At 59.8% G+C, this 13292-nt stretch carries 10 protein-coding genes; 4 read left to right on the top strand and 6 right to left on the bottom strand.

The features are described 5' to 3' along the window. Positions 1–82: 82 nt before the first annotated feature. Complete coding sequence (locus SNL23_RS31435) at positions 83–2260, bottom strand: hypothetical protein (RefSeq protein WP_076016545.1); 2178 nt, start codon at positions 2258–2260, stop codon at positions 83–85. Positions 2261–2467: 207 nt separating this feature from the next. Beyond that, positions 2468–4729: a putative bifunctional diguanylate cyclase/phosphodiesterase gene (locus SNL23_RS31430; protein WP_167662802.1), complete on the bottom strand. Its 2262-nt coding sequence runs from the start codon at positions 4727–4729 to the stop codon at positions 2468–2470. A gap of 280 nt (positions 4730–5009) precedes the next feature. Here SNL23_RS31430 and SNL23_RS31425 point away from each other — a divergent pair, with 280 nt between their 5' ends. Continuing rightward, positions 5010–6356, top strand: coding sequence for a spinster family MFS transporter (locus SNL23_RS31425; RefSeq protein WP_076016547.1), 1347 nt, complete (start codon positions 5010–5012; stop codon positions 6354–6356). Positions 6357–6541: 185 nt separating this feature from the next. Here SNL23_RS31425 and rapA read toward each other — a convergent pair whose 3' ends face one another. Then, a complete protein-coding gene (rapA, locus tag SNL23_RS31420; protein ID WP_076016548.1) occupies positions 6542–9388 on the bottom strand; it encodes an RNA polymerase-associated protein RapA in 2847 nt (948 codons plus the stop codon). 216 nt (positions 9389–9604) lie between these two features. On the opposite strand from rapA, the gene SNL23_RS31415 reads away from it, so the two are divergent. Beyond that, positions 9605–9946: an aspartate-semialdehyde dehydrogenase gene (locus tag SNL23_RS31415; RefSeq protein WP_076016549.1), complete on the top strand. Its 342-nt coding sequence runs from the start codon at positions 9605–9607 to the stop codon at positions 9944–9946. Here SNL23_RS31415 and SNL23_RS31410 read toward each other — a convergent pair. The 3 genes from SNL23_RS31410 to SNL23_RS31400 all read right to left on the bottom strand — a co-directional run bounded on the left by SNL23_RS31410 (position 9943) and on the right by SNL23_RS31400 (position 12567). After that, positions 9943–11139 carry an aminotransferase class V-fold PLP-dependent enzyme gene (locus tag SNL23_RS31410; RefSeq protein WP_372241434.1) on the bottom strand — a complete coding sequence of 399 codons (1197 nt, stop codon included), beginning with the start codon at positions 11137–11139 and terminating at the stop codon, positions 9943–9945. The genes SNL23_RS31415 and SNL23_RS31410 overlap by 4 nt on opposite strands. Continuing rightward, entirely contained in the window at positions 11136–11606 is a 471-nt protein-coding gene (locus SNL23_RS31405; protein WP_318304748.1) for a RidA family protein, read from the bottom strand. The genes SNL23_RS31410 and SNL23_RS31405 overlap by 4 nt, the downstream gene beginning before the upstream one ends. 88 nt (positions 11607–11694) lie before the next feature. Further along, entirely contained in the window at positions 11695–12567 is an 873-nt protein-coding gene (locus SNL23_RS31400) for a LysR substrate-binding domain-containing protein (RefSeq protein WP_318304746.1), read from the bottom strand. Between the two features lie 51 nt (positions 12568–12618). Here SNL23_RS31400 and SNL23_RS31395 point away from each other — a divergent pair, with 51 nt between their 5' ends. Continuing rightward, positions 12619–12861, top strand: coding sequence for a hypothetical protein (locus SNL23_RS31395; RefSeq protein ID WP_143503642.1), 243 nt, complete (start codon positions 12619–12621; stop codon positions 12859–12861). Positions 12862–13004: 143 nt separating this feature from the next. Next, positions 13005–13121, top strand: coding sequence for a cytochrome c oxidase subunit CcoM (gene ccoM, locus SNL23_RS31390; protein ID WP_010176679.1), 117 nt, complete (start codon positions 13005–13007; stop codon positions 13119–13121). Positions 13122–13292 lie beyond the last annotated feature (171 nt).

Genomic DNA, 13292 nt, shown 5'->3' with positions numbered 1-13292 from the left:
TCAAAAGTGAGCCGCTGTAAGAGCGGAACCCATATCAGCCACAACCCAAATAACGGATATACACCCCACCTAAGAACCAAGCCTACGCAGTCTTCCCAGTATGGTTATTCAGCGAAATAACCTTGGTCTTCCCAATCCGGTGACGATAAATCTCACGCAGGTACTTGATCGCCTTCTTCACACAATCCCGCGACAGCCGAATATCGTTGATCGACACAAACTTGTCCTTGTCGTTGATCAACTCACGATACTTCTTCTCGTACATCGGCTTGATGGCATACCAGTTGGTATCCAGAATCTTCGCCGGGTTCTCAAACTCATTGAGCAGCTCATCAATCCGGTCTTCATCAAAATCCTCGTGGATGATGAAATCCAGAATCGAGTTATCCAGCGTGTCATCAAACCGATACGGATTCCTCGCAAAGCAGCGCTTGATAAACGCCACGATCAACGTCAAAAAATCATCCGACAGGCACGGGCTTTTAGCGATCAAGGTCGTGAGCGACAAGTTGGCCGACGCCCCGATCACCAGCGCATACCGCTTGAGCGTGGTGTTGGGAAACAGGCTGTTGAGGTGCGTCTTGAGCCGATTCAGGTCCATATAGGACAGCTTGTAATCCTTGGGCAACGACACAATCGACACCACCGACGAGCAGTTCTTGAAGAAGTGCAGGTCATGCAGCGCCGCCGCGTCATACCCGGAGTTCTTGTACTGCTCCAAGGAGGCCTTGTAGCGCTTGGACTCAATCGGCAACAGGCTGATGCCCTCGATCGCCTGGGTCACCTTGTTGAAGTGCGGCAGATCAATGGAACGGAAAAATAGGTCATCGATATTCAGCCGCTGCGGCTCTTTTTCGAACACCTTGAACTTGTCGCTCGAAGGCGCCGGCGTTTCCGGCACCACCGATTCGGCGTAGGCAATCGCCACCGGGCCGGCCAGGCTCATGAACAGGTCGTTGGCATCCAGGCGGATGGTCTCGCCGATGTCGATCCCGGCCCGACGGAAGTAGTTCTGGTCGTAGTCGGTCGTAACCGCCTGGGCCGTCAGAATGTTGAAGATCTGCTGCGAGATGTATTGGTTGGCGTGCTTCTCCATGGCATTGACATCAATGTTCTGGATATTGCCGTCATCGCTTTCTTCGGCATACCGCATGATGTCGTTGGAGATCAGCATCATCGCGTTCCACGGCCGGATACGGCCTTTCACGCTGGCCTCGCTGCTGTCTTCATTGTCGAAGTTGTACGAGAAATCCCATTCTTCCGAGAGGTATTTGCACAACAGCCGCCCGGCGTTGATGTGCAGTGCCTCGGACATTTCGCTGCGGTGATCGGAGATGTTCGGCAGCACACAAATGCCGCTGGTGAAGATCGGCTCGAACACAAAGGCGTGGCCGCTCTTGCTGTCATGCTCGTCGGCGGGCTTGGTGTCGAACGTCTTGTTCATGTACGAGTGCTGCTGGGCCAGGCCGAATTCCGAGGCCATGCCCGAGCCGGTACCGCCGCCGGCGCTGAAGATCGAGAAGTACAGGCGGGACTGGTTGGCCTTGATGCCGCAGGAGTCGATCAGGTACGAGTGGATCATCTTCCAGTCGGGGCTGGAAAAGCGCTGGGTGTCTTTGTTGAGGATGATCTTGGCCAGGTACTGGCCAAGGATCGGCGCGTTACCGGCGCCACCGGCATGGACTTCCGAGAGGTCCATGATTTTCATCTTGCTGTAGTCCCGCAGGAATCCGCTTTTCTCTCCCTTGCGCGAGAAACGGATGCGCCCGGCGATGTCCTTGTCCAGGTCGCCCAGCATCACCAGCGGCTCGACCAGGAACACCGGCTTGGTGCCTTTGTTCGAACCCAGGCGCAGGTTGTTGCGAATCCACTGGGCGGGGCGGTAGCCCTTATCGGTGGATTTGTCTTCGTTGCTGAATTCGTTGAGGTAGAACTTGCGGGCGTTGTACACCAGCTCCGCCACATCCAGGGCAATGTTCGAGCCGCAGCGGCCCAGGCCGATCAGGCACACCGAGGGGAATTCCTGCTCGTTGCGCAGTTCGCCGTCAACTTCCAGGTGCGGAGCGCGCGGGAACACCATGTCGCGCAGGCCGTCGAGGTTGTCGAGGATGCGGTCGGTGTTGGTTTCGGTGAAGTACAGGTACTGCTGGGTGGCCAGTGGGCGGGCGCTGCTCAATGACTTTGAACCTGAGGGTTTTTCCGCAGGGGCTGTCAGCAACACGTCGGATACCGCGGTGGCAGAGTTATTTTTAGAGGTCATTGTGCGCCATGTGCCTGGACGGATGGCTGAAGAGGTATCAAATAGCCATCACGGAATGAGAGATCGCGACTTTACAGTGCGTCCTGGTCCGGGGCGATAGGGTTTAACCCTAGGGTTTTAAGGGGGAAATCCTGGCCGGACTCTGATGAATCGGCCGTTCGTCGGGGTTCTTTAGTGAAATGATGGCGATTTGCCAAATAAACGGCGTCAGCGAATTGGCCTGACGATGGACGCCGGGCCTGTGCGCTCCGAAGGCGGGTCTTTCGGCGTGGGTTCACCTCCCGTAAGACCCAGCAGGCTGAACATGTTGTGCTGATCAAGGCCATTGATCACCGCACCGATATCACTCATCGGCACCGCAGCGCTGAGCAAGTAACCCTGAACGAAATCACAACCGTGTTTTTGCACCACTTCAAACTGTTGCAGGGTTTCCACACCTTCGGTTACCACCTGCAAATGCAGGGTGTGAGCCATGCCGATGATCGCCTGGACGATCTCGATGTCGGCATTGGACTTGGGAATGTCCTGGATAAATGAACGGTCGATTTTCAAGGTGTTCAGCGGCAGGCGCTTGAGGTAGGCGAGGGACGAATAGCCCGTGCCAAAGTCGTCGATGGACAGCGAGACGCCCAAGGCACGGATTTGCCGCAGCAGTGCCAGGGTGCTGCTGATATTGCCCATCAGGGCGTTTTCGGTCACTTCCAGTTCGAGGCGGTTGGCGGCAATTCCGCCGAAGCGCAGGGCACTTTCGATTTCATCGGCCAACTCGTCACGGGTCAGGTTCAGGGCCGAGCAGTTCACGGCCATGATCAATTCCGTGTGGCCCTGTTCCGACAGCAGGCTCAGGTCGTGACAGGCCTGGCGCAATACCCAGTGATCGAGTTCGGCAATCAGCCCGTTGTTTTCGGCAATGCTGATGAACCGGTCCGGGGTCAGCAGGCCATGTTGCGGATGTTGCCAGCGCACCAGGGCTTCGAGGCGGGTGATCTTGCCTTTTTTCAGGTCAAGAATCGGTTGGTAAAACAGCACCAGTTCGTTCTTGCCGCGCAGCGCGGCGCGCAGTTCTTCTTCCAGTTGCAGTTCCAGAAAGGCCCGGGTTTTCAGGTTGGAGCTGAAGAAGTTCAGGCTGTTACGCCCGGCATCCTTGGACTGGTACAACGCCAGGTCGGCAGTTTTCAGCAGCTCTTCGCTGGTTTTGCCGTCTTCAGGGAAGAGGCTGATGCCGATGCTGGTGGTCATCACCATGCGCCGGCCGGCCAACTCTACGGGGTCTTTCATTTTCTGCATGATGCGCTGGGCCATGTGCCGCGCTTCATCGCGATGATGGATGCTGATCAGGATGCAGAACTCGTCACCGCCAAACCGCGCGACCACGTCGTCATGGCTGCGCACCGAGCTTTTGATATGGCCGGCCAACACGGTCAGCAGTTCGTCACCGGCGTCATGGCCGAGGCTGTCGTTGATGCGCTTGAAGTGGTCGATATCCAGGAAGATCACCGCCAGCATGCCGTCGGTGGCGGTTTTCTCTGCGAGCTTCTCGGCGAAGATCTGGTTGAAACCACGGCGGTTGAGCAGGCTGGTCAAGGCGTCGTAATGCGCCACTTGCTGCAGGGAGGCGCGGGCCTGGTCGAGTTCGGTGAGCAGTGCGTTGACCCGGCGCAGGTCGGTTTCCTTGTGTTGCAGTTTTTTGTCTGCCAGGGCGGCGCTGATGCTGCTGCCGATCACCAGCAGGGCGATAACGGCGACCAGCAGGCCCAGTTGGATCGGGTTGTTGTCCACCGGCAACGCCGACGGCACCAAACCCTCGGGCAACAGCAGTTGCATGGCCGCCATGCCGGTGAAGTGCATGCTGATAATCCCGGCGCCGAGCACCAGGCTGGCCGCGTACTTGAGCAATTGATGGAACATGCCGGTGCCGTTGCGAAGGTACAGCGACAGCAGCAACGCGGCCAGGCTGGCGCCGATGGCAATCACCACTGAGGCCAGAAACAATCCGGTCCGAAAGTACACGCCTGCTTCGGATTGCATGGCCGACATGCCAACGTAGTGCATCAGTGCAATGCCCAGCCCCATCCATACCGACGCCAGCACATATTGGTGAAGACGCAGCTTTGGATGACTGAGGGTTTGCATGGCGAACAGCGAGGCAATCAGGGCGATCAGTAGCGAGGCAAACGTCATGATCAATTCGTAGTGAATTGCGATAGGCGCCTGGAAGGCCAGCATGCTGATGAAGTGGGTCGCCCAGATTCCGCCTGCCAGGCAGCCCGCGCCTACCCAGCGCCAGTGCCGTTGAGCCTTGGGGTTGTCGACATGGCCGACACGTTCGGCCATGTCCAGGGTGCCGAAGCCCGCCGCACACGCCACTACGTAAGCCAGTAGCACCAGAAAGGGGTTATGACTGCAATTGAGTAATAAGTGCCCGCTGTCCGGAAGGTCGGTAAAAAAATGCAAACCAAGCCATTCCATAGCATGTCCCGTCACAGAGTCTTTGTCTGACAATGCTTTGAGTATAGAGAGCCTGAGCGGGTTGCAAGGGCTGATGGCAAATTGCTTCTAATTATTTGGCGATGAGTTCATAAACAACTAGAACCAAATGAGTAGGGATGACAGCTCGGGTCGCCCGATGGAGTGACATCAGACTTACGAATCATTACAGACAATCATCACGGGGCTGACTAGATTGCAGGTTCCGGGCTCAGGATGCGTCTGGCATCGCGGCTCACATAACAATAAAAGAGACGGACCCATGCAGAACTCGACCCAAGCGGCGAATGCCTGGCGCATTCTGTTCCTGTTGTTCCTGGCCAACCTGTTCAACTTTTTCGACCGCACCATCCCCGCGATCATCATCGAACCGATCCGTATGGAGTGGCACCTCAGCGACTTCCAGCTCGGCATCATCGGTACTGCGTTTACCATTGTTTATGCGATTGCTGGCTTGCCCCTGGGGCGCATGGCCGATACTGGCTCGCGCAGTAAGCTCATGGGCTGGGGCCTGGCGGCGTGGAGCGGCCTGACGGCGGTCAATGGCTTGGTGGGCAGTTTCTGGACCTTTTTGCTGGTGCGCATGGGCATCGGCATTGGCGAGGCCAGTTACGCACCGGCGGCGAACTCGTTGATTGGCGACTTGTTTCCGGCCCACCGCCGGGCGCGGGCCATGGGCATCTTTATGTTGGGTCTGCCTTTGGGCCTGTTGCTGGCGTTCTTCACCATCGGTGCGATGGTCAAGGCGTTCGACAGCTGGCGCGCGCCGTTCTTTATTGCGGCGGTGCCGGGGCTGATCCTCGCGGTGTTCATGTTCTACATCAAGGAACCCAAGCGCGGCGCCGCCGAAACCGTGCAAGTCTCCCAAGAGAAAGTCGACCGCCCGATTCGCCGGGTTCTGGCGGTACCGACGTTCCTTTGGCTGGTGCTGGCAGGCTTGTGCTTCAACTTCGCCACCTACGCCTGCAACTCGTTCCTGGTGCCGATGCTGCAGCGCTATTTTCTGCTGCCGTTGCAGGATGCGGCGGTGGCGACCGGGGTGATTGTCGGGGTGACGGGGTTGTTTGGCCTGACGCTGGGCGGTTGGGTGGCGGACAAGATCCATCAGCGGGTGGCCAATGGGCGGCTGTTGTTCGCGGCCTGCAGCTTGATTATCTCCACCGTGACCACCGCCTGGGCGTTGCATGCCGGGCGGATCGAAATTGGTGTGTTTGTGGCGCTTTTCAGTGTCGGCTGGTTGTTTGCCTATAACTTCTATACCTGTGTTTATACGGCGATCCAGGACGTGGTGGAGCCGCGCTTGCGGGCGACGGCGATGGCGTTGTTCTTCGCCGGTTTGTATTTGCTGGGTGGTGGCATGGGGCCGATTGTGGTGGGCGGGTTGTCGGATCATTTTGCCCATTCGGCGATGTATGCGGCGGGGGCGGAGCAGATGACCGAGGCTTATAAAGCCATAGGCTTGCACGACGCCATGTACCTGATTCCGGTGGCGCTGTTTCTGACCATGCTCTTTCTGTTTCAGGCGTCCCGCAGTTTTGTGCGGGATGCCAAGCGGATGAAGGATGGGTTGGGGGTGGTGGAGGTGCCGGCTACGGCGGTTACTGCCTGAGACCGAGGTGACGCCTTCGCGAGCAAGCCCGCTCCCACATTAGACCGCATTCTCAAGATGGAACTCGGTCAAATGTGGGAGCGGGCTTGCTCGCGAAGAGGCCATCAATAACAACGATGTCTCAAGTGAATAAAAAAGGCCCGCATTGCGCGGGCCTCTTTGTTCAGCAGGGCAGGGCGGCGAGGTTAGCCTGCTACCAACACCCGAATCGCTTCCAGTCGCAGCGCAGCCTTGTCGAGCATGGCCAGGCCTTGCTCGCGCTGTTGGCGCAGGGCAACCAGTTCGCTGTCACGCACGGTCGGGTTGACCGCTTGCAACGCGGTCAGGCGCGCCAGTTCTTCGTCGGTGTCCGCCGCCAGGCGACGTTGAGCCTCGGCCACGCGCTCGGCGTGACGCGGGGCGATCTTCTCTTCACCGGCGTTGATCCGTGGCGTCAGCTGGTCGCGCTGGGCCTGGACGAACTTGTTGGCGCTGGCCCGTGGCACGCTTTCCAGCTGGTCGTTCAAGGTCAGGAACGAGACGCGGCCCGACAGGTCATTGCCGTTGGCGTCCAGCAGGCAGCGCAGCGCGGCCGGTGGCAGGTAGCGGCCCAGTTGCAGCGAGCGTGGGGCAACCACTTCGCTGACGTAGAGCAGTTCCAGCAACACGGTGCCCGGCTTGAGCGCCTTGTTCTTGATCAGCGCCACAGCGGTGTTGCCCATGGAACCGGACAGCACCAGGTCCATGCCGCCTTGCACCATCGGGTGTTCCCAGGTGATGAACTGCATGTCTTCGCGGGACAGCGCCTGGTTGCGGTCGTAGGTGATGGTCACGCCTTCGTCGTCGCCCAGGGGGAAGCTGGCGTCGAGCATTTTCTCGCTCGGCTTGAGGATCAGGGCGTTTTCCGAATGGTCTTCGCTGTCGATGCCGAAGGCGTCGAACAGGGTTTCCATGTAGATCGGCAGGGTGAACTGGTCGTCTTGCTCAAGGATGTCTTCCACCAGCGCATCACCTTCGCCAGCGCCGCCGGAGTTGAGCTCCAGCAAACGGTCGCGGCCGGTGTGCAGCTCGGCTTCGAGGCGCTCGCGCTCGGCACGGGCTTCGTCGATCAGCGCTTGCCACTCGCCGTCGTCGGCATTTTCCAGCAGCGGCAGCAGGCGCGGGCCGAACTGGTGCTGCAAGGCGTTGCCGGTCGGGCAGGTGTTGAGGAACGCGTTCAGCGCTTCGTGGTACCACTGGAACAGGCGCTCTTGCGGGCTGGTTTCCAGGTACGGCACGTGCAGTTCGATCACATGCTTCTGGCCGATCCGGTCCAGACGGCCGATCCGCTGTTCCAGCAGGTCCGGGTGGGATGGCAGGTCGAACAGCACAAGGTGGTGGGAGAACTGGAAGTTGCGGCCTTCACTGCCGATTTCCGAGCAGATCAGCACTTGGGCGCCGAACTCTTCATCTGCAAAGTAAGCAGCGGCGCGGTCACGCTCGAGGATATTCATGCCCTCGTGGAACACCGTGGCCGGGATGCCGGAGCGCACGCGCAGGGCGTCTTCCAGGTCCATGGCGGTTTCGGCGTGGGCGCAGATCACCAGGACTTTGGTGCGCTTGAGCATTTTCAGCTGATCGATCAGCCATTCGACGCGCGGGTCGAAACGCCACCAGCGTTGTTCTTCATCCACATCCGGCTGCGACTGGAAGCTGACTTCCGGGTACAGCTCGGCGTGTTCGCCCAGGGGCAGTTCGAGGTATTCGTCCGGGCACGGCAGCGGGTAGGCGTGCAGCTTGCGCTCCGGGAAGCCTTGCACCGCGGCGCGGGTGTTGCGGAACAGCACGCGGCCGGTGCCGTGGCGGTCCAGCAGTTCGCGTACCAAACGGGCGCTGGCTTCGGCGTCGCCATCGTTGACGGCGGTCAGCAGGGCTTCGCCTTCGTTGCCGAGGAATCCCTGGATGGTCTTGTGGGCGGCCGGCGAGAGGCGGCCCTTGTCCAGCAGCTCCTGAACGGCTTCGGCCACCGGGCGATAGTTTTCGCTCTCGGCGCGGAAGGCGTGCAGGTCGTGGAAACGGTTCGGGTCCAGCAGGCGCAGGCGCGCGAAGTGGCTGTCCTGGCCCAGTTGCTCAGGGGTTGCGGTGAGCAGCAGCACGCCCGGAATCACTTCGGCCAGTTGCTCCACCAGCGTGTACTCGGGGCTGGCTTTTTCTTCGTGCCACACCAGGTGGTGAGCTTCGTCGACCACCAGCAAATCCCAGCCGGCGGCGAACAGCGCGTCCTGGGCCTTCTCGTCGTCCACCAGCCATTCCAGGGCCACCAGCGCGAGCTGGGTATCTTCGAACGGGTTGGCGGCATCGCTTTCGATAAAGCGTTCTTCGTCGAACAGCGCAACTTGCAGGTTGAAGCGGCGGCGCATTTCCACCAGCCACTGGTGCTGGAGGTTTTCCGGCACCAGGATCAGTACGCGGTTGGCGCGACCCGACAGCAATTGGCGATGAATCACCAGGCCGGCTTCGATGGTCTTGCCCAGGCCCACTTCGTCTGCCAGCAGAACCCGCGGCGCGATACGGTCCGCGACTTCACGGGCGATGTGCAGTTGGTGCGCGATCGGTTGCGCACGCACGCCGCCCAGGCCCCAGAGCGAGGACTGCAACTGGCGGCTGGTGTGTTCAAGGGTGTGATAGCGCAGGGAGAACCAGGCCAGCGGGTCGATCTGGCCGGCGAACAGACGGTCGCTGGCCAAACGGAACTGGATGAAGTTCGAGAGTTGGGTTTCCGGCAGGGTGACCTGCTCGTTCTGCCCATTGAGGCCGTGGTAGACCAGCAGGCCGTCGACATCGTCGACTTCTTGCACGGTCATTTTCCAGCCTTCGAAATGGGTGATGGTGTCACCCGGCGAAAACCTCACGCGAGTGAGGGGCGCATTCCGTAGCGCATACTGGCGAGTGTCGCCAGTGGCCGGATAGAGCACGGTTAACAAGCGGCCGTCCTGTGCCAGAACGGTGCCTAACCCCAGCTCTGCTTCGCTGTCACTAATCCAGCGTTGCCCCGGTTGATACTGCTGCGCCATGCTGCCTGACTCCCGCCGTGAAAAAGCCGACTATTCTAACGGAACACGGCTTCCAGACCAAAAGGAATAGGTGCAGCTTCAAGCTTTAAGCTACAAGCGGCAAGAAAAAGGGCTGTATGTTCGTCGGATAGATGACGATTAGTTCACAAGTTGGCGGCTTGACGCTCAAGTCGTCACCCACGCAGCCGACAGTCTGCTGAACAGGAGACTATTAATATGCTGCCACCCATGCTGCCCCTGAGTGTTGTGCCGGTCACGTCGCAGCTTGACCCGGTGCGCCAGAAGCCGGATATCCCGCCCGTGGTGCCGGTTCAACCAGGCTCCAACGAAAGCACCATCGACCTGCAAAAGCGCGACCCCGAGGAAGCGGCACTGTTGCTGCGCGAGGAACAGCGACGCCAGCAGGAACAGCAAAAGCGCCGCCGCGAAGCCGATGAGGATCCGCAGGAGCACCTGGCTGTTCCCGGTGACGAACTCAACGCCGACAACACCGTGCCGGTGGTGCCGCTGATTGAAGACGCGCCACGCCAAGGCTTGTGGGTGGACGTCGAGGTTTAATCCTGCAGTTCGTGCAGGGCGGCGATCAGTTGCCCGATGTCTTGTGCCGTGTTGAGGTAGCTCACGGAGATTCGCGCCACGCTGTCCAGCTCGCGGGCTTGCATGTCCAGCGGCGTGTAGGGCACACCGTTGGCACCGATGTTGATTCGCTTGAGCCCCAGGCGGCGCTTTAGCTCGAAGGCGTCCCAGCCGGCGAGGTTGAAGGCGATCAGGCCGGACTGGTTTGCGGCAATACCCAAATCATGCAGGGTAATCCCCTCGATCCCGCGTAGTTCTTCGCGGATCGTGTCGCTTAGAAGCTGGACCGTCCGGCGAATCCGCTCAGCGCCCAGTCGATTGACCTCCAGCAACGCATTGCCCAGGCCTGCCAACAGCGCGAATGACACTTCGCTGGTTTCAAAGCGCCGGGCGTCGTTGCGCAAGTCGAAACCCACAGGGCTCCAGGGCGCAGAAAATACATCGCGTTGGACCGGGTTCAAGCGCTCGAGAAAATCCGGCCGCACATACAGCAATGCGGTTCCCCGCGGGCCTCGCAGATGCTTGCGCCCGGCGCCCTTGAGCACATCGCAGTGCAGTGCTTGCACATCCACCGGCACTTGGCCGAGGGCTTGCCCGGCGTCGATGAAATAAGCAATGCCATGACGCTTGGCCAACGCGCCGATGGCCTCGGCAGGGTTGATCAAGCCGCTGTTGGCGGGGAGCCAGGTCAGGTCGATCAAGCGCACCCGGGCGTCGAGCATGGCTTCCAGGCCGGCGACGGACACCGCGCCGGTTTCATCGCAAGGGATCACCTCTACGTGCGCACCCGCTTGCACGGCTGTCTGCATGCTGGCCAGGTTGCCGCCCCATTCGTGGCGGCCCACCAGAATACGGTCGCCTGGTTTCCACGGTCCCAGCGCCTGGAACGCCATGCTCCAGGCGGTCGAGCCGCTGCTGGCAAAGGCAATCGATGACACCGGCGCGTTGAGCAATTGCGCGGCGGCGCGACGGGCTTTTTCCGCCAATAGTGCACCGTGTTCGCCGGCCTCCATCGGCCCATCCCGGGCTTCGCGTTGCAACTGGTCAATGATTGCGTCGAGCGTCCCCTGGCTCGGCAGGGAGGCCCCGGCGTGGTTGAAGTGGACGATGCCGGACTGGCAGCCCGGCGTTTCGTCCCGCAGTTCCCGGACTTGCGTCAGGGACAGCGCGGTCACGGCTGCAGCTCGAAAATCGCATCGATCTCCACTGCCACACCGCCCGGCAAACTGGCGACGCCCACGGCAGTACGGGCGTGCCGGCCTTTGTCACCCAGGGCGTTGACCAGCAGGTTCGAAGCCCCATTCGCGACTGCGCCCTGGCGCTGGAAATCACCGCTGCTGGCGATAAACACGCCCAACCGAATGATGCGCACCAGCCGCGACAGGTCATCGCCCAGGGCATCGCTCAATTGTGCGAGCAGGCCCAGCGCAGCGAGTTCGGCGGCTTTAGCGCCTTCGTCTTCGCTGATGGACTCGCCGAGACGACCGATGTAGGTGGGTTTGCCGTCCAGCAGCGGGATTTGGCCGGAGATGAACAGCTGGTTCTGGCTGATCACGTAATTGACGTAGTTGGCGATCGGCTGGCTGGGTGTCGGCAGGCTCAGACCGAGGGCTTGTACGCATTGCGAGATGGAATGGCTCATGTTGAATCCTCTTGGGAAGAGTCTTCAGCATGGGCGGCGTGGTTTTGGTCGACAAACGGATAGATCTCACTCGACGTATCGAAATAACTCATGCGTCGGCACAGATTTCCCGTAGCCATTCACTGAAACAGGTGGCCGCTTGGCTGGTGTCGCCTTGCGGGGTGATCAGCCAGTAGCCGATCTCGCTGTGGTAGGGCGGCCAGTCGAAGGCTTCCACCAATGTGCCGTCCTTCAACCTGCGCTCGATCAGGCGGTGGCGGCCCATGGCGATGCCCTGGCCGGCGACGGCGGCTTCCACCACGATGTTGTAGTCGTGCAACAGCGCCTTGGGGTAATGCTCCACATCCACCTGGTAATGCCGGGACCAGTCGGTCCACTCGAAAGGGCGGTGCGAGGTGGCCATCAACAGCGGGCCGTTCTCCAGTTGGCTGGCCTTGAACGTCGGGCTGCACACCGGTGACAGGGTTTCGCTCATCAGGCGCGTGGCCTGCACGTCGGCCCAGTCGCCCTTGCCGTAGCGAATCGCCAGGTCGACCTCGGCGGCGGCGACGTCTGCCAGTTGAATCGCGGGCACCAACTCCACCTGGATGTGCGGGTAGCGGCTGAGAAACCCGGCCAGGCGCGGCGCCAGCCACAAGGTGGCGAACGAGGCGAGCAGGCCGACGCGCAGCACGGTGGTGGCGGGCGGGGTTTGTTGCTGGCGGGTAGCGGCGGCGATGACATCGAGGGCGGGGCGGATTTGGTCGTAGTAGTGTTGGCCGTCTTCAGTCAGATCGATGGCGCGGGTGCGTCGGATAAATAGCGGTTTGCCCAGATGCTGTTCGAGCTTCTGCACTTGATGGCTGAGGGCGCTTTGGGTCACCGACAGCTCGGCGGCGGCCTTGATAAAGCTCAGATGCCGGGCCACGGCCTCAAAGGCGCGCAGGGCCAGGAGTGGGGGAAGGTCCTTGTGCAGTGCCACGTCGAACGCTCTGTGTGAGGGTTTGGATCGGGGATTTTGCGGGCAAATGGGTTGGATGACACCGATTTTGTTTACGCGGGATTGGCGCAGGACGCATTATTGGGGCATCCAAGCCATTACGTAAGCCAAGCCATGAGTGACGATGACAAACTGATAGACCTGAATGCCGAACGGGCCAAACGTGTTCATGACCTGAATGACAAACGACTGAATGAAGTGCGCCAGGCGTTTGAGCAGGCGATGCCGTTGGGTAAGCCTAAGAAAAAGCCGAAAAACAAACCGAAAAAGCGTTGATATAGCCTGCATCGTTTGATGCAGGTCAGTTATTTCCCTTCTTTACGCTCCGTTGCGGGCGACATTGATCCTCGTCAATTTCTTCTTTCGTCTTCTTGGTTAACTTAGCCCTATCGCAACAGGGCAAGTGCAGGAGGCCGGTCATGTTTTTCGATAATGTGGTATTTGCCGGAGTGCTGACGGTTGGCCTCATGGTGATGTTCTTTGTAGGGTTTGGAATTTTTATCTGGAAAGACGCTAATAAGCGTAAGAAGCCTTAGGTCTTTTCGGGATACATGAGCACGCAAGGCATTTTGGGCGACTTCGGTCGCCTTTTTTTTGTTTTCTATTTGGTGGGGGTTGAGTACATATCCGTTATTTAGGTAACGGCCGCCTATGGTTCCGCTCTTACAGCGGGTCACTTTTGGCAAACGCCCCAAAAGTAACCAAAA

The organism is Pseudomonas sp. SED1 (assembly GCF_034044025.1).
Lineage (GTDB): Bacteria > Pseudomonadota > Gammaproteobacteria > Pseudomonadales > Pseudomonadaceae > Aquipseudomonas.
The sequence above is the reverse complement of the archived record's forward strand: the minus strand, read 5'-3'. Positions and strand labels throughout refer to the sequence as shown.